Consider the following 20,716-nt stretch of genomic DNA (forward strand, 5'->3'; position numbering starts at 1 on the left):
CAGTAATTGTAACCAAAAAAATAAACAACAAATGAGAAAACTAATCTACCTGACCGTTCTGAGCATTTTGCTGATGGGGTGTAAGCCATCAGTTAAGTATGATGGACAGTTTCTAATTAACCACATTGGCTACCAAAAAAATGCTTTTAAATCAGCCGTACTTCAGTCTAACGCAACCAGGACGCCGTCGTCATTTTTGATTGAAAATGAGCGCGGAGAGAAAGTGTATGAAGGCGAATTTCTGCCAGGAGGAGCTATTGATGGCTGGCACACCGGAAATGCTTATAAAGCTGTGTTTTCCGATTTTTGTCAATCAGGCACGTTCACACTGGTGGCAACAACGGGCACTCATACCGTGCGCTCCGAACCGTTTGAAATATCGGGTGAACCATTGGCTTCAGAACTAATGACGTTGCTAGTTAAGGCCTTTCAGCTTCAGCGGTGCGTAGCGCCGTATAATACAGTTGATAAAAAAATGACTTTTTATGGGGAAAGGATGGATACAGTAGATGTAAGCGGCGGCTGGTATGATGCTTCTGGAGAAAAGGGTAAATACCTGAGTCACTTAAGTTTTTCTAATTATATGACTCCGCAACAACTCCCAATGATGGTCTGGAATATGTTGGAAGCAGCAGATGTGCTCAAGGGCGGTCAGTTCAATAACTGGCAGCCACTTATCGCTGAATTATCAGACGAAGCTGCTTATGGGGCCGATTATCTGGTGCGCGTTCAGGATGATGAAGGATACTTTTATGCAACTGTTTTCGCAGGATGGACAAAAGATCCGGCTCAGCGTCAGATTTGTGCCTATGAGGGACAGGACGGAAAACGAAACGAGCGTTATCAGGCAGCATTTCGCGAAGGGGGCGGCATGGCAATTGCTGCTTTGGCACGATGCTATAAAGCAAAACTTAGTGGCGAATTTGCTCGCGATACTTATTTAAATGCTGCAGTTAAAGGTTATTCGCATCTGAAAAATCACAATAAAAAGTACTGCGACGATGGACAAGAGAATATTATAGATGATTACTGTGCGTTATTGGCGGCTACCGAGCTTTATAGAGCCACCGAAAACAAGATGTATCTGAACGATGCCCGGGACAGGGCAGCAAATCTGGTTTCAAGGTTGGTCCCGCATGAAAATGGGGGAAGCTGGTTACGTGCTGATAACGAAGGAAAGCGACCGTATTTTCACGGTGCTGAAGCTGGCTTGCCTGTTCTGGCAATGGCTCATTATATAGCTTTAGAGACCGATAGCCAACGTGTTGAAACGGCAAGGCATTTCATTAGCGAGGCATTGAACTTTGAGTTATGGGTGACCAATGAGGTCAATAATCCCTTTGGTTACGCTCGTCAGCTTGTGAAGGCAAGTGATGAGGTAGATGTGAGAACGGCATTTTTTATTCCTCATCAGAATGAAACGGGTTATTGGTGGCAGGGCGAGAACGCACGCATTGCTTCTTTGGCGACTGCTGCCTTTAAAGCCCAAGGTGTTTTATCCGAGGCCATGCAAAGTGAAACAAGACAGTATGCAATCGACCAAATAAACTGGGTTTTAGGCCTTAATCCTTATGATGTTTGCATGCTGCACGGTGCCGGACGTAATAATCCGGACTATAAGGAAGATGGAAAATCGATGAATTATTTGGGCGGAATTTGTAACGGAATTACTGCCGGTTTTACCGACGAGCACGATATTGCTTTTCGACCGCTTCCGTATGATGAGGATCCGGCTCAGCGCTGGCGTTGGTCAGAACAGTGGTTGCAGCATGGCGGCTGGATGATTCCGGCATTGGCCTATTTATCTGTTCAAAAAGCAGAGGAGCCTGAGTAGTGGGCACTCAACTATTGATTGTGAAGCCAAAACCGGCTGAAATTTACAAGATGATATTGTTTTAGTGATTATAGTGGATTGAAGGATTAATTGGGTTTGACCTGACTTTACATTTAAAGTCAGGTCAAACTTTTTATAGTATCCAGTTAAAAAGATAACCTAAGAGTATGATAAAGAAGGTTATTGTTCCAAAAAATATAAAAATGAGCTTCCACTTCATCACCTTTTTTAGCAGCGTGGCTTCGGGGAGTGAAAGTCCAATGACCGCCATCATAAAGGCAATTGCTGTGCCCAGAGGGACGCCTTTAGCAACAAAAACCTGTATAACCGGAACAATTCCGGAGGCATTGGCATATAAAGGCACCGCCATGATTACGGCTACAGGAACGGCGTACCATTTATCTTCAGATAAATAGGCTGAAAAGAAATCTTCAGGTACAAAGCCATGCATCAAGGCACCCACACCAATACCAATAATAATGTAGGGCAGTACTTTTCTGACAATCCCCCAGCCATCTGCTACAATGGCCGGTAGTCGGTGAAAAAAGTGCACGTGCTCCGATTCATACCCAGTCTGCATAGTTTGCTCTCCGGCATGCTGTATTTGCTGCACCCAGTCACTCAAGTAGCGATCTAATTTGAGTTTACCCAGAATGTAACCCCCCACCATTCCTAAGGCCACCCCGCTTGATGCGTAGATAAGCGTCGCTTTCCACCCAAATAGTCCCAAAAACATGGCCACCGCCACTTCATTAACCAGCGGGGAGGTTATTAAATAGGCAAATGTGACTCCTAAAGGAATGCCTCCTTGCACAAAGCCAATGAATAATGGGATGGATGAACAGGAACAGAAAGGGGTTATCGCTCCAAAAAACGAGGCTATAAAATACTGCAGCCCGTATAGTTTACGGGTGGTGAGGTAGTTTCGTATTCGTTCCACCGGAAAGTACACATTGACTACGCCCATTAATGAACTGATTAGAAATACCAGGATGATAATCTTAGCAGTGTCATAAAGGAAAAAATTGAGGACTTCCCCCCAACGTGAGTCCACTTTTAGCTGAATTAGCTCATACGTAAGAAAGTCAGCAAGCGGCTGCAGGTAAAAGTACAAAACAATTAATGCAGGTAGTGCAATCAGTAACTGGGTTGAGCTATTTATACGGTTTATTAATTTCATAATTTAAATCAATAGTGTTGCAATAAAATAGGCACCTGTTATAATGAAAAGGCTGGCAATAACTCTTCTAAACCATATTTCGAAAGCCTTCATTTTGTTGTAAAGGCTACCAATTGAGCCGATACTATATGCAATTAACCAGGCAAAGATTATCACAGGTATACCTGTGGCAAGTGCAAAAATAAAAGGGAGATAAAGTCCTGATGCACTGCTTATGGTCATTGGAATGAGCATGCCAAAATAGAGGACGCCACTGTAGGGGCAAAATGCCAAAGCAAACACAAGGCCCAATAAAAATGCGCCCCAGTAGCCTTTTCGTGCCTGTTGTTCAAGTCGTTCGCTTAGGCGACTAATACCTGGCAGGGATAGCTTTACAACGCCAAGCATGAACAGGCCAATCACAATTAACAGGGGGCCTAAAAGTTTTTCGCCCCAGTTTTGAAAGAACGCAGAGACCTCAAAATGCCCGATGCCAAAAAAGAAAATAACTCCTAAAGCGGTATACGAGGTGGCACGCCCAAGTGTGTAGAACAAGCCGTTGACAAATACTTTCCGTTTATTTTCAATGTTTTTGCTTATGAACCCAATGGCCGTAATGTTAGTGGCCAGAGGGCAAGGACTGATGGCGGTCATTAAACCAAGTAAAAATGCCGATAGAATAGGAATATCTGTATTTTCAAATAGATTTTGTAGTACTTCCATATCAGCGCATAGAGTTGATGGTTGACTGTATCGAGGCCTTTAGTTTTTCGGGTTTTGTGCGGGCATTTAAAAACGCCTCATTCGTTAAATTTATTATTTCGTTGCCTTTTGTAACAATGAGAGTTTGCCATTCAACATTAAACTTTTTAGCCAGCTCTTTTTGCTCTTCTCGGTTAATTGAATAAAAAGGAATGGTGTCGTTGAATAATTCTGTCAGTGTTTCTTTGGTAACTTTCTCTACGGCTTCACAGGTGGCACAGCGTCGGCTGGCATGAAAGTACAAAACACTGAGTTTCTCCGTATTGATAGACGACACGGTTGGGGTGTTGCTGTCTGTGCTGCAGCAGGCCTTCGTTTTAGTATCAGTTTTGCCCGATGTGTTGCAAGCAGAGGCAAGTACGGCAAAGAGGGCAATGGTTCCAAGTAAGATTCGATTTGTTTTGTGCAGATTCATATTCCTAGTTTTATAGCAGTTCCATAATTTCGTTAACTGAAGGCACGCGACCTTTTACCACCACTTTTCCGTCAATAACCAAGGCTGGGGTTGTCATTACGCCGTAAGTCATAATTTGTATCAGGTCTTCCACTTTTTCAATGTTGGCAGTTATGCCTTTTGTTTCAACAGCTTTGCGGGTAACTTCTTCTAAAGAATTACATTTGGCACAGCCTGTACCCAGTACTTTAATATCCATGTTGTTTCGTTTAATTTAATTATAGTTCGTTGTTCGCCAAATGACGAACTAGTAGTTTAAATTTTTTTAGCCTTCAAAAAATGTTTTCAGAAGGGTTTGGGCTTCCGACCAGTTCTCCTTGTTGATGCAGTACTTAATTCGGGGAGCTTCAATTTCTCCCTGTATTAAACCGGCATCTTTAAGTTCCTTCAGGTGTTGCGATAGTGTAGACTTGGCGATGGGCAGAGCCTCACTTAAATCTCCACTGTAGCAGCACGCCTGTTTTGCCAATGTTTGCAAAACAAATATGCGGACTGGATGACCAAGTGCCTTGGCATATCGGGCTAGTTTAGTATGTTGTTTGTTAAGCATTAATCTTTACCGTTCGTATAATTACGAACAAAAATAATTGAAGTTTTTGAATATCCAAAATTAGCCACTGTTAAAAATCAAAATAGTCTGACTGAGGTATGCAATCGCTAAAATATTGGGTGGGGGACAGGCCAGATTGTTTAAGGAAATCGTTAATCATATGTGACTGGTCGTAGTAACCACAGTTGTATGCAATATCAAGCAATGATTGGTTTGGTGAACTGGCCTTGAGATGCAGGGCGTATTGAAAGCGAATGATGTTCATAAATTGTTTGGGCGAACAGCCTACTTTTGCGTTGAATACCCGCTCAAATTGTTTCCTGCTCCAGCAGGTTTGGTTCGCCAGTTTTTTAACAGACAGGCACAGATTGGATGGTGTTATTAACTGCACGGCATGGTTTATTCGATTTAATGAATCGTCTGTCCACTGCTGATGTAGACGGTTAATAAGAAATGTTTCTAAGTGGTTAATCTGTTCTCTGCAGTTTGTGCTCGCATTCAGTTGTTCTGCCAGTACATTAGCTGCATTACCCATAATATCTTTTGCATCCACTGTTTGATTAAAAAGCTCGTTGATGGGTAGCTTGGTTATCGAAGAAAGTCCGGTTGGGCGAAAGCTTACTGTAAGCATGCGTAGGTGCCCTTTTGCTTCAATGGAATAGAAGCCTTTTTGCTGGCCGGATAGGACCACCTGTGAGCAAAAGTTACGATCATTAGCATGGGCAGTGATTTTATCACCGAAAAAAAAGGTTAGTTCTGTTAGACCGGTTGGAACAATTCGTTGGGTGTGAGTTAGGTTTTTAGGGTATACATAATCCATCAGCCAAAAGTGTTTTACAATGGCAGCGAGTTGCGGAGAGGGAGGAATAATTTGAAGTTTCACAGTATAAAAGTAAGCAGGAGCATTAGCTCCTGCAATAAAAAAAGATTATTTATCGCCATAAATGCCCACTTTATTGCCTTCACAGTCAATAAATAGAGCAAAGTAACCAAGTCCTTCAGCTTCAATCTTGGTTTTGGGTTTAGCAATTATTCCCTTTGCCTTTTCTATTCTGGAAATGGTTGCATCAATGCTATCCGGTACATAAAAGGTAATAAGCGAGCCCTCTTTCGAAGGATTAAAATCAGCAGCTTTCGATAAAGCTCCTTCGTTGTTCGGGAAAAAAGCCATTTGCTCATGGCCAAAATCCTGGACTTTCAATGCTAGTTTAAAAACTTCATTGTAGAACAGTACGGCTCTGTTCATGTTGACAACAGGTATTTCTACCCAGGTAATTAATTTATTCATGCTCATCTAGTTTAATGTGACCTGACAAAAATAGAACTGCTGTTGATGGGGACATTGTAAAAATGCGACATAAAAAAAAGCACCTCAGATTACTCCGAGGTGCTCCATCTAAAAAATTGAAAAATGTTTTTTAACTACATCCGCCTTGTACGCGTGTTGGTTTTTTAACCACCGGCTTGTCAAGATTGGCCACTGCTTCGCCAATTACCTTTAGCTTTTTGCCTGCCTCTTTTCTAAAAAGGTAGGTTTCGTGAGCATGTTTGTTTTCAGGTGCACGATCCGAAAGCTGAAAGAAGAGCTTATTAAATTCGCTGGCCGTGTTGGATAAGGCAATGTTATCGGCTCGCCCATGGTACTTAACAACGAGGCTGGCGCGCTGAGCTTGTTCAGCCGAATTACCGTAAAACACATTGGTTTTAATATTTTGCACAACGCGCGAAATATTTTCCGGCTGATGCAGTTGGTCCAACGGAATGTTGATAGCTGTAGGAATGTGAAACTTCTCAAACTCTTCAGGCGACCTAACATCTATGACGTTATACTGATAGTATTGGTTAATTAATTCGAAGGCCAGTTTGTCAGCATCCATTGTTTGAGTTAGATTTTCACTGGAAGCCAGCTTTTTGTCGATTCGCTGATTCATCAGTTCACTGCGCGTTGGCGTTACCAAGGTTAACAGAACGGTAATGGCTGCTAATCCAACACCAATGCTGTACTTGGTAATATCTTTTTTCAACCATTGAGTGGCTCTGTGGTTCACCTTATTTTCTATTATTGTGACGCCAATAAATGCTCCTGTGGCCACAAATACCATGATAAGTGCAAACACTTCGCGGGAGATGCCCATCATCTCAAAAACCAACAGATCGCCAAGATTTTCGGCTACCATCAGATCTTTAATGAGGGGATAGCTCTCGATGAATGCAAAAACACCCAGCCCTGAACCAAAGACAAACGCCCAGCCATCGAGTTTACCACTGGATGCCGCAACCACACTGGTGCCCGGACAAAATCCACCAATGATAAAACCGCCGCCCATAATGGCTCCACCGATAATGGCCGCCCACAGGAAGGTAGGGTTCACAAAGATGATGTCTACATTTAATAATTCAAGATGATTAAGTAAAGTGATGCCTACCATGGCTGTTACACCTGCGGTGAAAAACACTTTTAAGACCGTAAAATCATAGCCGTAGAAAAGACCAACGAGTTTTCGGGTTGAGCCAAATCCTGCCTGCTCAAGTGCGAAACCAAAGCCCATTCCAACAATAATTGCAATGATAAAATTAAATTCGTTACTGATAATATCTGGTACTAATGGTCCCATAATTAGTTTACTTTATTGATCCATAATTTTCTAAAAAACCATGCTATGCCATAGGCCATTCCAAAAATAGAGAACATGGTTATTATTCCTCCAAACGACATAACTGCCATGCCACTTAGCGCAGCACCACTTGTACAGCCGCGGGCCAGCTGGCTGCCAAAGCCAAACAGGGCACCTCCGAAGATGGCAGCGGCGATGCGGACACTGTTTTTAACACCAGGTCCTTTTTCGATTTTAACCATAACCCGGTTGGATGTTACAGCGGATAAAAACGCACCAATGACTACGCCAATCACTTCAAATACCAACCATGATTTTAACGGCCCTTCCGGGTGTGTTTGTTTTTGATTGATGTAATAGTCCGTTGAGTTGGCATGTGCCGGGGCGACTGTTTCAACTGTTTGAAGCACCATACTTTTGATGGCACCACTGGCCCCTAATCCTCGCCCAGTTACATAGATAGCTGTCAATAGTACAAATCCGAGAAAGAATCCAGCCAAATAGGGATTCATGTATTTTTTAGGTGCTTCTCTCATGCCTTATCGTTTTTGAGTTCTTCATGTTTATTCTCTTCTGCAGATGATTCCTCATCTTCCAGTGGTTCCCATCCTGTTAGCATGGCCTTTATGTTAGTTGTAACTGTGTGTCCGGTTGTTGTCATATACACATGAACAATTACAAAGGCTATTAAAAGCCAGGCACCTAAGGTGTGAGCCCAAGCAATCCATGCCAACGGAATATCACTCACCACAATAATGTCGTTGACATCAAATGTTTTATAATACAGGTACAATAGTCCGGATAGAATCATCACGGGTGCCATCAATAATTTAAACCCTAAATAGGTTATGGCCTGCAATGGATTCAACTTTTTGCGAGCCGATTTAATGGTTGGGTGAGGCGCATTTTTAAACATTCCGACCGTATAGTATTGAATTTGATCTTTTAATTTGGAGATGGTTGGAATGTATTGCTTCCACTCGCCTGTGGTAAAATGCCAGAATATTGAAAATGCGATTAATCCCAATAGCATATAAGATGCTACCCTGTGAAAGCTCACCGCTTTTTCGAAGCCCAGAAGGGTAAACGAACCATGAATCTCAAAACCGCTTAGGGCCAGAAAAAGTATCAGGGCTGCCTGACTCCAGTGCCAGAAACGTTCGAATTTTTTATAAATATATACTTGTTTCATTATTTCACTTATTTTGATTCGACTTGGTTGTTTTTATAACCGTTATAGATGCGCGCAAATGTGTGAATAAATACCCCGGCTAAGGCGCCCCATAACAGCAGACTGCCTAAGAGGTCAATCCAATCATTTTTGTCGCGGCCCGGGAGGTAAAACCCATCCAATGCTGCTAATCGGCCATTTTCTCTCACATGGCATTCATTGCACGATAAGGCTTTCTCTTTTGGCGAAACCATATGGTTTATTGGCCAGTACATTTCAGTTTCGATAAACTTAAACTCGCCACTATAAGGCAGGCCAACCCCTTTCATGCCGGCTTCAGCGGCTAAGTTCCAGTCAAAATCCTGCCAGTAGGCACTATCGCCTTTCGCTTCGGCATAAACTTTAGGTTGGATAAGCATATTGGTATTGGGATCATAAATCTGATCTCCCCGGTGTATTTTAACCGGATAAATTTTTGAGTGGATATCATCCACAGAACCTAACAGTTTGTTGATTTGAACGGGAACTGATTGGATGGTGTCACCAAGTGCATAATGCTGGGCATTCCCATTAAACCACATATAATCAGGTGTTACATTATTTGCCCATTCGAATTCTCCTTTAATAGATAAATAAGTGTGGTTACCAAGCGAATCCTCCTCGTGGTAAGGATTACCGTCCTCATCCATTTTACCTGCTTTCGACCATTTCCAAGCCATTTTAGTTGAATTTTCTTTGGCATAGGTTGGTATGTGGCAGGTTTGACAGGCTACTTTTGAAAAATGTCGGTTTAATACATCATCCAAATGAGGTGTTGAAGTGTGACACTCTTCACAGCGCAGGCGGTTTGTGTTGGTTGATGACACGGAATACAATTTACCTTTTATCTGGTGTTTATCAGCCGAATGACAGTCCACGCAATCCATATTAATGCCATTTGATGCCATATGAACGTCAACATCTCTGTCGCAAGACAATAAAGCTTCTTCCAGGTCGCCATGCTTCACATTATTTCCTCCACCACTGTAGAAGTGGCAGGCGCCACAGTTTATTTTATTTGGGCGTCCTACACTTTGAGCCACCCTATTCAGGTTCACATTCCGATCCGGATAACCCGCCATGGCAGCTCCCTTGATGTATTCCTCACTTTGATCGTGACATACCATACAGTCTACATTACGGGCGTTATTAAAATCGAAGGTATTATGCGACATGCCAAAACCGATGTGACACTTGGCACATGCCTGTTCGTTGGTGCTGGCTCCGATGCAGAAATTGTTTAAAACATTCTTCTTGCCTAATTTGGATATCCCTTTGCCTTCTTCGTACGCCACGCGATCCCAATTCCAGTGGCTCGAATGCATAATTTCTTCGTGTCTTTGATTATGACAGGTTAAACAGGCTTCAGTTACATCCTGTGGTGTTTTGAAATCTTGCTGAAGAATTTCAAACTGACTGTGGTCGACAGAACTCGAGTGCTTGCTTGCGAATTGCTGTTTCAATTCATACTGCGATAAATTGAGCGGCTTGTCGTGGTGAAAAAAGTTCACCAGCAGGAGCACAACAACTGTAATTAGTACAGAATAGGTTATCGTTTTATTCATTTCATTAATTTAGTTGTCATTTATCTGCCTGGCATGTCTCATTTGCCAGGTCGATAAATCGATTGAACTTTGTATGTAATAATCCAAAAGCAAAAATATGTAGATATTTATATATTACATGTAAAGTATGTAGATATTTAGATAATTTAGAATAAGTCTTATTAATAATAACGTGGCTGTATGAAGGAATGCTATCCCGACAAATTATATCTTGACTTTCAGTACTTCTAAATATCATCTGCGGAGTTAGCAGGCAAATACGCTAGTACAGACGCAGTAGGTTATAACTATTTTCAGGGGGTGAAAACTAATTGTCGCCAGGCGCTTAAAGGGATGGCTTTTGGAGATAATGGAAACAGGAAAAGTTGATTATTTGTCGATTCTACTTTTATTAAGCATTGCTTCAATGGTAGAAATGCATCTGCCACAATTGCTTCCTGCTCCTGTTTTCTCTTGAATGAGCTCAAGACTGGCAGTATTTATTTTGTCAAGTATTTGAGTTATTTCTCGCTCTTTTATGCCTTTGCACAGGCATATTAATCGACTCATAGCTATTGTTTTTAGAAGGACAAAAATAGTATTTATTACTAACTAAAGTCGATAACATTGCTGGTTGAATAATTAATAAAAATTAACAAATATTTATAAAAATTTTGCTTCAGAAAGATCTATCGTTTATATTTGAGTAGTTCTTTGATTTATAGATTATAACAGATTATACTTTTTAGCTCTTGTGTAGTTTTAATTCGATTATTTGTTAATGTAATTTGTAATGAAATGTAATTTTAATACTTTTGAAACGTCAATTTCGCCAGTTGATACATACATGTGGAAAAGCACAATAAGTATTATTGATATTTAACCTTTATCACCATTATTAACATTTAAACCTTTAATCATGAACACTAGAAACCGTTTTCTTTTTAAACATCCTATTTAGATTTTTAAAATTTAATCACAACATCTTACCTAAGAGACAGTTTATTTCGCCAGTACAAACTGAGCTTAAATTGAAGTGTTGTGAGATTATGTCAATCGATTAACGTAAATGTCACGTTAGTTTTATCACTATTATTAACTTAAACCTTTTGTTTTATGCGCAGATTAGCATTAATCGTGTCCCTGATTTTATTCGTGGGACTCAACGCAATGTTTGCTCAAACAACAACCATTACCGGCCTTGTCACCGATAGTGAATCTGGTGAGCCAATGCCGGGTGTTTCTGTTGTTGTTAGAGGAACAACTATTGGTACCGTTACAAATGTTGATGGTAACTATACTTTAAGTGTACCCAATGATGCAACTAATTTGTTGTTTTCATTCGTGGGTATGAAAACTCAAGATATTGCTATTGGAGGACGAACTGTAATTAATGTAGTTTTAGAGTCTGAGGCGATTGGAGTGGATGAGGTGGTTGTAACAGCCTTGGGTGTTTCACGCGAAAAGAAGTCGTTAGGTTACGCCTCCCAAAGTGTAAAGGCTGAAGATTTAAACGCAGCCAATAATAGCAATGCTGTTTCTGCATTAGCTGGTAAAGTTGCCGGTGTGCAGATTTCAGGTTCGAACTTTGCTGGTTCCCAAAATGTATTGATCCGTGGTGCAAGTTCATTAACGGGTAATAATCAACCATTATATGTTGTTGACGGTGTTCCTTTAGATGCCTCCAACTTTAACAGTACCGGCGCCCAAACTGGTGGAGGTGGTATCGACTATGGTTCGATGAGTAATGACTTAAATCCTGCTGATATTGAAACTATTAATATACTGAAGGGTAGTGCTGCGACAGCTCAGTACGGTAGCCGTGGGCAAAATGGAGTTATAATGATTACTACCAAAACAGGAAAAGCTGGTAAGAAATCTTTTTCTGTCGATGTTAATTCTGGTATTTCGTGGGAGAGCGTTAACGTTATTCCCCAGCAGCAGAAGATGTATGGAGGTGGACTTGGAGATTTCAGAACAGAAGAAGTTGGTGGTAATGAATATGAAGTAGTTCTTTATAGAATGGATGAAAGTTGGGGACCAAAATATGATCCAAACCGCGAAGTTATCCATTGGTGGGGCGCCGCTGATTATGAAAAAGGTATCACTTCAACTCCAGAAACAGCTCCTTGGGTTTATCCTGACGAGAATTATGAAGATTATTACGAGACTGGTATTGCTTACACAAATTCGGTTTCTATTCGTGCAACAACTGAAAAATCTGCTTTAAGATTTGGATATACTAATGTAAATATGACTGGAACAATGCCAAATTCTAGTCAAGATAAACATACATTCAATATTAACGGAAGCACGGAGCTGTGGGATGGTTTTGCTGAGGTAAATGCTAACATGACTTATGTATATACTTATACAAAAGGTCGTCCAGAAGGTGGATATGGCGATAAATCAGTATCTCAGAAGTTTTTTCAGTGGGGGCAAACGCAATTAGATATGTCTCGTTTGAGAAATTATAAAAATCCTGACGGTACGCAAAGAACCTGGAACAGAAGATCATTCTCTAACGGAACGCCTGTATATTCTGATAACCCTTATTGGATAGCATATGAGAGCTATTCAGATGACGATCGTGAGCGTATTTATGGAACAACAGGGATTAAATTTCACCTGACTGATTATTTAACTGCAGAAGGAAACGTATTTCTGGATACCTATGCTTTTAATATCAAAGATAGGATGGCAATTGGCTCTCAGGCTCAGTCTTATTTTTATAAGGCAGATCGCCAGCGTACAGAGTTAAACCTGGAAGGTCGACTTAACTTTACGAAGAAGTTAAATGATTTTAATATTCTTTCATATGTTGGGGTGAACCGTCGAAAGGAACATTATCAATCACTTATTGGAGAAACTGACGGAGGTTTAGTAATCCCAGGCTTATATGATTTAAATAATTCCGTAAATTCTCCTGCTGTACGTGATTATTTAGAAAAGAAAATGGTAAACAGTTGGTTTGCATTTGCTAGTTTGGGCTGGCGGGATATGGTGTACCTAGATGCTTCTATCCGTCAGGATTTTGATACTTCATTGCCAACCAACGACAACGTTTATACTTATCCTTCTGTTTCGTTGAGTTATATTTTATCTGAAAGTCTGAACCTATCTTGGTTAAACATGGCTAAGATTCGTGCAAACTACGCAGGTGTGGGTAACGGAACCGATCCATACAGAGTTAAGACTCTATTTGAAACTGGTCAGCCGTTTAATGGTTCTCCAATTTTTACTCTTCCAGAAACATTGAACAACCCTGAGTTAAAGGCTGAAAGTACCTCTGAGTACGAAATTGGATTTGAAGCGTCTGCTTTTAATAACCGGATATTTGTTGACTTTAGTTATTATAACCGTGCCACTAAAGACCAGATTGTAGCTCTAGATTTGACTACTACAACGGGTTATGGGAGTAAGTTTATCAACGCCGGTAAAATTGAAAACTCTGGTGTTGAATTAGTGCTTTCTGGAACGCCATATGTTACAAGTGACTTCCGCTGGGATATTGATTTTACGTATGCAAAGAACAAGAGTAAGGTACTTGAGTTGCCTGAGGGAATCGAAAAAATACAGTTGGCAAGAGCACCTTTTGGTGGCGCTTATGTGAACGCCTCACAGGGTGATCCTTACCAAATGTTATGGGGATATGACTATATGTATGATAATGCTGGTAATAAAATAATTGACGAAGAATCAGGCTTTTATGCCACTTCAGGTGAATTAACATCAATTGGTTCTGCATTACCAGATTACAATATGGGTATACGAAATAGTTTCCGATTCAAAGATTTTGATTTAGCTGCTCTTATTGATATTCAAAAAGGAGGAAAGTATTACTCATTGACTAACATGTGGGCCATGTACTCAGGGATGGATGAAAAGACTGCTATTTCGACATCTAACGGAAACACTATTCGTGAGGATGGTTTAGTATTAGATGGAGTAATTGCAACTTTTGATGATGATGGAAACATTGTATCTACTCGTCCAAATGATGTGCACATTTCAGCTCAGGATTACGGAGCTTATCATTATCATGGTTTTGGTATGCCAAGTGCAACAAGCTTTTATGACGCTACGTATGTGAAACTGAGAGAGGTGACATTAGGCTATACATTGCCTAAGTTTACTGATGTTATTAAAAATGCTCGTGTATCACTTTATGGTCGAAACCTATTTGTATGGGGACTGGATAATGATGGAATTGATCCTGAATCAACAGTTAATGGTTCTGGTAATATTCAGGGTTTAGAAGGTGGTATTATTCCTTCAACCAGAACCTTTGGATTTAACGTGCAATTAACATTCTAATTTGATACTATCATGAGAATATTTAAATATTATATATTTGTTATAGTTATTGCTGCGTTTACTGGATGTGAAGTCGAATATTACGACAGTCCTAATGAATCAGCAGTAGTACCAACGCCCGGAATTATGAACCGGGTGCAAAAACAGCTAATGACTGATACCAGAGATGAATGGTTTTCTGGTCGTCAGGCTTTATTGTGGACACAATACTGGGGGCAGGTTAATTATACTGAAGAAGATCGTTTTCAATACCGTGAAACCGTTAATGAAACCGGATGGGATGATTTGTATATGCACGCCGAGGACCTAAAAGCAATTATCGATTTAAATACTGATGAGGCTACTAAAGCTGATATGGCGGCGTATGGTAATAATGAAAATCAAATTGCCGCAGCTCGAATTATGTTGGCTTACTTGTTTCATCAGGCCGTGGAAGTATGGGGAGATATTCCATATTATTCCTATAAAAGTGAGGATCCTGATTTCCAAGCTTTAGACTTGGTAGTGGGAGATCAAAAATACCCTGCCTACGCTAGTCAGGAAAAAATATATGCTGATCTCTTGAAAGAGCTAGATGAAGCAGAGGCAATGATTGCTGATGATTATGAGATAGATAAGGAATATGTCATTGATGGAGATAACTTTTATAACGGTGATGCTGGTCAGTGGAAAAAATTCGCTAATTCTCTCAGATTAAGAATAGCAAACAGAATTAAAGACGTTAATCCAACATTGGCTAACCAGCACATTGCTGATGCCAAGGACAATGTAATGACTAGTAATGCAGATAATGCAGGTGTTACCTATACTGCAGATAATGATGCTAATACAGCACCAATGTATGCTGCGTTTTATATTGATAATCGTTTAGACTTTGCACCTGCTCATACTTTTGTTGAGTTATTGAAGGGTGAAAGAGGCCCATTCGGATGGGATCCGCGTATTGATGCAATGGTAGCTGATAATGATGAAGGAATTAAGGTGGGTATTCCTGTTGGAGCCAGCCGTGAAGTTGTTGGTGATTTCGAATGGGAATCATTGCCGGGGGATGGAATTCTTGATCCAAAGTATAAAGAATTATATATGGAGTATTCAGAAGTTTGCTTTCTATTAAGTGAGATCAATGGTTGGGATCAGGATTGGTACGAAAAAGGAGTTGCTGCTTCAATGGAAAAATGGGGTGTTGATGCTTCTGCAATAGCAAGTTATGTAGCTGGTTTGCCCCCTGCTTCAGAAGAAACAGTTTTAACACAAAAGTACATAGCATTATACATGCAACCTTATGAAGCATGGGCAGAATATCGCCGTACGGGTTATCCTAAAACTTTAGTAATGCCAGGTCAATCTTACGATGTAGTTGTGCCTCGCGCAGATGGTTCAACAACTACATTTAGTTATGAGTTTGATCCTTTAGTAGATTTAACTGATTTGCCCAATCGTATCAACTACCCGTTAGTAGAACAAAACCTTAATGGTGCAAATAACTCAGCAGCTGCCGAAGCAATTGGTGGTGATGAGATGGATACGAAATTATGGTGGCAAAAATAATTGAACCCTAATATTTTATGAATATGAAAAATTTATTATTATACAGTGTATTAGTTGTTTTTATAGGTGTGTTTGTGGCCTGTGAAGATGATGATGATACCAACCTTCAGCCCTCAAACACCATTGGGGTAGATGTGGACGAAGTAACAGTCTTTGACACACCGTTTACTATTAACTTTACTACTTCAAACAGTAATGTAAATGAGCTGATATTTAACGGTGGTCTTGTTGAAAACTTAGCCATTGCTATTTCTGAGCAGCAAGGAAGTAATACATTTGATATGGATGACTTTGGAGATGCTTGGTCTGTTGGTGAGGACTTGAGTTTCAGTACCACTATTGATTTTGGTTCTAATGAGAGTGTTAGTTATTTTTCCATTCCTGTTATCGATGCTGTTTCAGCAGAAGCTACAGCAGCCGGTGTTCAAGAGTTTGATACAGCTACCATTGAGGTGAACTTAATGGCACATACCATTTTTAATGAGCTGCCTCAGGGTGATGTAGAGATGGCTCGTAAGGTGATTACTGAAGCTGATCCGAATCCTGATTTTGAAATGCTTACTATTTCCAAGGATGGGAAAGAGTATCATTTTACAGAAGAAATTTTTGGGGTTGACTACCACCTGAACGATACCATTGTATATCAGGTAACGGTTAGCTCAGGTGGGCTTTCGGAATCAACCATGCTTAAAATGCCTGTTGTTACTAAGATGTTGGGCGATAAAATGGGTGGTTTTGTTAGCGATGAAGATGCGTATTTTGCATTTATGCCTGGTGAAGAAGTGGCTGACGCAGGTGTTTTAAACTTTGTTTCGCCTCGTAGTCTGACATCTGAAGATGTGGCTTTTGTTAAAATAGAGGAAGGAGATCAGGTTGAGCTTTTTGCTGATTTAAACAAGTTTTCTAAGCTTGTTCAAATCGTTGATAACGCAACTTTGAGTTCTGATATTAATGATATCGCAATTGGCGATGTTTATGGCTTTGTTTATAATTATGAAGATGTAGTTCATTACGGCTACCTGATGGTTAACGAAGTGCATGCAACAGATATTGGTGATGCAACAAATGGTATTGAATTTAGCTATACGCAAGGCGTAAAGTTTTAATGATACAAACTTTTAAGCTGTGATGGAACGTAGATTAAAGGTTTAGTTGTGTGAGGAAGGGGTGTCAGGCGGCACCCCTTCTGATTTTTATTAGAATTACACCAGATTTTAAAAACTTAACAAATAAATTAAAAATAGTTAAATGTTGTTATTTCGTATTAAATGATTAAATTAGTATTTCGAATGCCTTAATTGGTTGTTCGAAACGACGATTTTTATTTAGTCTATTAGTTGAAATTACAATTCATACGAGCAGATAAAATCGTATTAACTTAAACCAAAATCTAGTCCCAATAGATTTTAATTATTCCTTTTTTTCGAGAACTGAATAAACCACGCGTTTATAGGTTATCGGTATGCTAAAGGTTTAATAGTTGTGTGAATTATAAAATATTTATTAAGCCCTAGTGGCACTAATCGCAATTATTAATTAAAACCTTTAGTCTATGCAAAAATTAGCATGTCTACTGTTCGCAATTCTACTAGTCGGACTTAACGTTATGTTTGCTCAAACAACGACCATTTCAGGTAAAATAACCGATAAAGAAGATGGTCAGCCAATACCAGGTGTATCGGTTGTGGTGAAGGGCACGTCCATTGGTACCGTTACTGGCTATGACGGTAATTACTCTTTAGCTGTACCCGATGATGCAGTTACGCTCATATTCTCATTTGTTGGTATGGATACGCAGGAGATACCAATTGATGGCAATACTACTATTAATGTAGAAATGGAAAGTGATGAAGTGCAGGTAGGTGAGGTGATGGTGGTGGCTTATGGTACCGCCAAAAAAGAATCATTTACAGGCTCGGCCGAAGTCGTAGGAGTTGAAAAACTTGAGAAACGTGTGGCTTCTAATATTACGAAGGCCCTGGAGGGGCAGGTTGCAGGTGTGCAAACCACCTCCGGCTCGGGGCAGCCGGGAGAAGGAGCGACCATTCGTATCAGGGGCTTTGGCTCCATTAACTCCAGTAATGCACCACTTTATGTAGTAGATGGCGTTCCGTATGATGGTAATATGAATGCCATTAGTAACAGCGATATTGAGTCTGTTACTGTGTTAAAAGATGCCTCGGCAGGTGCTTTGTATGGTTCACGTGGGGCCAATGGTGTTGTACTGATTACCACCAAAAAAGGTAAAAGTGGAAAAACATCTGTTGAGCTTAAAGTATCCCGGGGTATATCAAACCGCGCTATCAGGCCTTACGAAACGCTGAATGCAACTGATTACATCGAAACGGCATTTCAGGGCTACAAAAACCAGTTGATTTATCAGAAGAATGTGGCACCTCATTTGGCTGGAGAACTGGCACTTGCAGAAATGCTTGGTAACAATGGTATTTTTGGTTCTGACGAGCAATACAATTTCTATGATATGCCGGTGGCCAGCCTTATCGATCCTGCAACAGGTAAGGTAAATCCCAATGCTAATCTGCTTTTTGAAAGTGACTGGCAGGATGAGATAACCAACGATAATGCTATTCGTCAGGAGTATCAGATAATGATCAATGGCGGTACAGAGCATACGCAGGTGTTTTCTTCATTCGCATATTTGGAAGAAGAAGGATTATTGAAGAATACTAACTTTGAAAGATTCTCTGGTAGAGTTGGAGCCGAATTTGAAACGAAGCCATGGTTTAAGTACGGTGGTAATGTGAACTTTGCCAAAACCAAAACCGACTACCTTTCATCAACAGGTTCAGAATCTTCCAATGTGTGGTATTCGGCACAGTTTATGCCTTCGCTTTATCCGGTTTATCAGCGCGAACGAAATGGTGATTTAATTTTATCAGAAACAGGTGAGAAACAGTTTGACTACGGTACGAATCGTCCGAGTGGGGCCAGTGCTAATTTCAACTCTGTGGCAACACTTTACGAAGATGAGAGTGTTCGTAATTTCGATAACCTGTCCGGGCGTTTTCATGTGGATCTGATAGGTGACGGTATTGGCGGTTTTATCAAAGGTTTGAGCTTAGTCACCAACCTCGGGTTTGACTACGTTAATGAAAACCGCTACTGGTATAACAATCCTGATTTTGGCGATTATGCATCTGCAAAAGGCTACCTGTTCAAGTACAATATCAGAACCTTTGCCTATACCTGGAACCAGTTGCTGCGTTATACCAAAGACGTAGGCGAACATGGTTTTAATGTGCTTCTGGGGCATGAGAACTATGCCTATCAATACAATTATATGCGCGGTGAGAAGTCGGGTTTCCCATTTGCCGGTATTACTGAATTGGCACCCGGTACCACCACCAAAGATTTAACTTCTTACGAAGATAATTATGCCATCGAGTCATACTTTATGAATATCTCCTACGATTTTAAAGATCGCTATTATTTAAGTGCCAGTTTCCGTGCTGACGCATCATCCAGATTCCATAAGGATAACCGCTGGGGTAATTTCTGGTCATTGGGAGCTTCATGGCGCATCTCTGAAGAAGGCTTCATGGATGGTGTTGAGATGATTGATAACCTTAAGCTGAAGGCTAGTTATGGTCTGCAGGGTAATGATAATATCAATACTGTGGATGAAGATAACTACTATGCCTGGCAAACCTTATATGACCTAACCTGGCCCAATGCTACGCTAGGAGGAGCTCGTTTAGCAGACCTAGGTAATGAGAATATTAAATGGGAGGAAAACCTGAACTTTAATATTGGTATTGAAGCTCGTATATTCAACCGGGCCAACTTTACATTGGAATACTACAATCGTAAAACCATTGATATGCTGATGCAACGACCAATGCCTTTGTCAAGCGGTTTCCGTAATTATTGGGATAACGTAGGTGAAATGTCCAATAAGGGTATCGAGTTTAGTACGGCCGTGGAAGTCATCAAATCAAGCAACTTTGAGTGGATTGCTTCTGGAAATGTTTCAACCGTTAAGAATGAGATCCTGAAACTGGACGGTGAAACGGAACAAATTATCAATGGCATCCGGATTAACCGCGTGGGTGAGGAGATCAACTCATTCTGGCTGGCAAAGAGTGCCGGCGTTGATCCTACCAATGGAGCTCAGCTGTATCATGTATTCGAAGAAGATGAGGATGGCAATCGTATTTATTCTATTTCTGATCAGAAGAGTGAAGCGGTTAATTCAAGTGTCATTAGCGGTAGTCGTATTCCTAACTTTTATGGTTCATTCGGCAGTGAATTCAGGTTCCTGCGTCACTTCGATGCGTCGTTTTTAACTACCTTCTCAGTGGGTGGTAAAGTTTACGATTACCTATACCAGGATTTATTGAACCCAATCTATGTGGGTGCCAATTACCATAAGAATATTCAAAGAGCCTGGAAGGAGCCAGGTGATATTACAGATATTCCACGCGTGGAAAATGGAACCGGGTTTGCACGCGCGCAAAATGATGCCGGCCTGATTGATGCATCTTATTTTGCTATTAAAAACGTAACGTTGGGCTATACGTTACCACAAAACCTGGTGTCTTCTGTAGGTATTGAAAAAGTACGTCTGTATGTAACATTGGATAATATTGCCCTGTTCTCTCACCTCGATGGTTTAGATCCGCAATATAACTTTACTGGTACCACTGATTATGACTATACGCCGGTAAGTACGACCCTGTTTGGTATCGATGTTAAATTTTAA

17 protein-coding genes are annotated in these 20,716 nt (G+C 40.6%); 5 read left to right on the forward strand and 12 right to left on the reverse strand.

The genetic code is table 11. The annotated features are described in order from the left end of the window. The first annotated feature begins 31 nt into the window (after nucleotides 1-31). A complete protein-coding gene (locus tag ACSX1H_RS07595) occupies nucleotides 32-1,834 on the forward strand; it encodes a glycoside hydrolase family 9 protein (protein WP_439183243.1) in 1,803 nt (600 codons plus the stop codon). A 133-nt stretch (nucleotides 1,835-1,967) separates the two neighbouring features. On the opposite strand, the gene ACSX1H_RS07600 is transcribed toward ACSX1H_RS07595, so the two are convergent. The 12 genes from ACSX1H_RS07600 to ACSX1H_RS07655 form a co-directional block, all read right to left on the reverse strand. Beyond that, entirely contained in the window at nucleotides 1,968-3,014 is a 1,047-nt protein-coding gene (locus tag ACSX1H_RS07600; protein WP_439183244.1) for a permease, read from the reverse strand. Nucleotides 3,015-3,017: 3 nt separating this feature from the next. Then, entirely contained in the window at nucleotides 3,018-3,716 is a 699-nt protein-coding gene (locus tag ACSX1H_RS07605; protein ID WP_439183245.1) for an aromatic aminobenezylarsenical efflux permease ArsG family transporter, read from the reverse strand. A gap of 1 nt (nucleotide 3,717) precedes the next feature. Next, entirely contained in the window at nucleotides 3,718-4,170 is a 453-nt protein-coding gene (locus ACSX1H_RS07610) for a nitrophenyl compound nitroreductase subunit ArsF family protein (protein WP_439183246.1), read from the reverse strand. 10 nt (nucleotides 4,171-4,180) lie between these two features. Further along, nucleotides 4,181-4,408 (reverse strand): thioredoxin family protein, encoded by a 228-nt coding sequence (locus ACSX1H_RS07615; RefSeq protein ID WP_439183247.1) that lies wholly within the window; start codon nucleotides 4,406-4,408, stop codon nucleotides 4,181-4,183. Nucleotides 4,409-4,474: 66 nt separating this feature from the next. Next, entirely contained in the window at nucleotides 4,475-4,759 is a 285-nt protein-coding gene (locus tag ACSX1H_RS07620) for an ArsR/SmtB family transcription factor (protein ID WP_439183248.1), read from the reverse strand. Nucleotides 4,760-4,829: 70 nt separating this feature from the next. Beyond that, the gene (locus tag ACSX1H_RS07625; RefSeq protein WP_439183249.1) at nucleotides 4,830-5,642 is read right to left on the reverse strand and encodes a DUF6597 domain-containing transcriptional factor; all 813 of its coding nucleotides are present in this window, start codon (nucleotides 5,640-5,642) and stop codon (nucleotides 4,830-4,832) included. A 45-nt stretch (nucleotides 5,643-5,687) separates the two neighbouring features. Continuing rightward, complete coding sequence (locus ACSX1H_RS07630; protein WP_439183250.1) at nucleotides 5,688-6,047, reverse strand: VOC family protein; 360 nt, start codon at nucleotides 6,045-6,047, stop codon at nucleotides 5,688-5,690. A 130-nt stretch (nucleotides 6,048-6,177) separates the two neighbouring features. Further along, a complete protein-coding gene (locus tag ACSX1H_RS07635; RefSeq protein WP_439183251.1) occupies nucleotides 6,178-7,374 on the reverse strand; it encodes a rhodanese-like domain-containing protein in 1,197 nt (398 codons plus the stop codon). Between the two features lie 2 nt (nucleotides 7,375-7,376). Continuing rightward, entirely contained in the window at nucleotides 7,377-7,910 is a 534-nt protein-coding gene (locus ACSX1H_RS07640; RefSeq protein WP_439183252.1) for a YeeE/YedE thiosulfate transporter family protein, read from the reverse strand. Then, a complete protein-coding gene (locus tag ACSX1H_RS07645) occupies nucleotides 7,907-8,566 on the reverse strand; it encodes a cytochrome b/b6 domain-containing protein (protein WP_439183253.1) in 660 nt (219 codons plus the stop codon). The genes ACSX1H_RS07640 and ACSX1H_RS07645 overlap by 4 nt, the downstream gene beginning before the upstream one ends. An 8-nt stretch (nucleotides 8,567-8,574) precedes the next feature. After that, on the reverse strand, nucleotides 8,575-10,149 hold the full coding sequence (locus tag ACSX1H_RS07650; RefSeq protein WP_439183254.1) for a tetrathionate reductase family octaheme c-type cytochrome: 1,575 nt from the start codon (nucleotides 10,147-10,149) through the stop codon (nucleotides 8,575-8,577). A gap of 369 nt (nucleotides 10,150-10,518) precedes the next feature. Beyond that, nucleotides 10,519-10,698, reverse strand: coding sequence for a (2Fe-2S)-binding protein (locus tag ACSX1H_RS07655; RefSeq protein ID WP_439183255.1), 180 nt, complete (start codon nucleotides 10,696-10,698; stop codon nucleotides 10,519-10,521). A gap of 546 nt (nucleotides 10,699-11,244) precedes the next feature. Between ACSX1H_RS07655 and ACSX1H_RS07660 the strand changes: the two genes are divergently transcribed. From ACSX1H_RS07660 to ACSX1H_RS07675, 4 genes are all read left to right on the forward strand, one after another. Beyond that, on the forward strand, nucleotides 11,245-14,445 hold the full coding sequence (locus tag ACSX1H_RS07660; protein WP_439183256.1) for a SusC/RagA family TonB-linked outer membrane protein: 3,201 nt from the start codon (nucleotides 11,245-11,247) through the stop codon (nucleotides 14,443-14,445). A gap of 12 nt (nucleotides 14,446-14,457) precedes the next feature. Further along, nucleotides 14,458-15,993: a SusD/RagB family nutrient-binding outer membrane lipoprotein gene (locus ACSX1H_RS07665; protein WP_439183257.1), complete on the forward strand. Its 1,536-nt coding sequence runs from the start codon at nucleotides 14,458-14,460 to the stop codon at nucleotides 15,991-15,993. Between the two features lie 23 nt (nucleotides 15,994-16,016). Continuing rightward, nucleotides 16,017-17,099, forward strand: a complete 1,083-nt coding sequence (locus ACSX1H_RS07670) for a hypothetical protein (RefSeq protein ID WP_439183258.1) — start codon at nucleotides 16,017-16,019, stop codon at nucleotides 17,097-17,099. 446 nt (nucleotides 17,100-17,545) lie between these two features. Then, nucleotides 17,546-20,716 carry a SusC/RagA family TonB-linked outer membrane protein gene (locus tag ACSX1H_RS07675; RefSeq protein ID WP_439183259.1) on the forward strand — a complete coding sequence of 1,057 codons (3,171 nt, stop codon included), beginning with the start codon at nucleotides 17,546-17,548 and terminating at the stop codon, nucleotides 20,714-20,716.

Source organism: Carboxylicivirga taeanensis, from assembly GCF_051851475.1.
Classification (GTDB): Bacteria; Bacteroidota; Bacteroidia; order Bacteroidales; family Marinilabiliaceae; genus Carboxylicivirga; species Carboxylicivirga taeanensis.

Bases quoted from the DNA above. Each gene is read 5' to 3' on its own strand.
- ACSX1H_RS07595 (WP_439183243.1), top strand. From the start codon at position 32: ATGAGAAAACTAATCTACCTGACCGTTCTGAGCATTTTGCTGATGGGG.
- ACSX1H_RS07600 (WP_439183244.1), bottom strand. From the start codon at position 3,014: ATGAAATTAATAAACCGTATAAATAGCTCAACCCAGTTACTGATTGCA.
- ACSX1H_RS07605 (WP_439183245.1), bottom strand. From the start codon at position 3,716: ATGGAAGTACTACAAAATCTATTTGAAAATACAGATATTCCTATTCTA.
- ACSX1H_RS07610 (WP_439183246.1), bottom strand. From the start codon at position 4,170: ATGAATCTGCACAAAACAAATCGAATCTTACTTGGAACCATTGCCCTC.
- ACSX1H_RS07615 (WP_439183247.1), bottom strand. From the start codon at position 4,408: ATGGATATTAAAGTACTGGGTACAGGCTGTGCCAAATGTAATTCTTTA.
- ACSX1H_RS07620 (WP_439183248.1), bottom strand. From the start codon at position 4,759: ATGCTTAACAAACAACATACTAAACTAGCCCGATATGCCAAGGCACTT.
- ACSX1H_RS07630 (WP_439183250.1), bottom strand. From the start codon at position 6,047: ATGAATAAATTAATTACCTGGGTAGAAATACCTGTTGTCAACATGAAC.
- ACSX1H_RS07635 (WP_439183251.1), bottom strand. From the start codon at position 7,374: ATGGGACCATTAGTACCAGATATTATCAGTAACGAATTTAATTTTATC.
- ACSX1H_RS07640 (WP_439183252.1), bottom strand. From the start codon at position 7,910: ATGAGAGAAGCACCTAAAAAATACATGAATCCCTATTTGGCTGGATTC.
- ACSX1H_RS07645 (WP_439183253.1), bottom strand. From the start codon at position 8,566: ATGAAACAAGTATATATTTATAAAAAATTCGAACGTTTCTGGCACTGG.
- ACSX1H_RS07650 (WP_439183254.1), bottom strand. From the start codon at position 10,149: ATGAATAAAACGATAACCTATTCTGTACTAATTACAGTTGTTGTGCTC.
- ACSX1H_RS07655 (WP_439183255.1), bottom strand. From the start codon at position 10,698: ATGAGTCGATTAATATGCCTGTGCAAAGGCATAAAAGAGCGAGAAATA.
- ACSX1H_RS07660 (WP_439183256.1), top strand. From the start codon at position 11,245: ATGCGCAGATTAGCATTAATCGTGTCCCTGATTTTATTCGTGGGACTC.
- ACSX1H_RS07665 (WP_439183257.1), top strand. From the start codon at position 14,458: ATGAGAATATTTAAATATTATATATTTGTTATAGTTATTGCTGCGTTT.
- ACSX1H_RS07670 (WP_439183258.1), top strand. From the start codon at position 16,017: ATGAAAAATTTATTATTATACAGTGTATTAGTTGTTTTTATAGGTGTG.
- ACSX1H_RS07675 (WP_439183259.1), top strand. From the start codon at position 17,546: ATGCAAAAATTAGCATGTCTACTGTTCGCAATTCTACTAGTCGGACTT.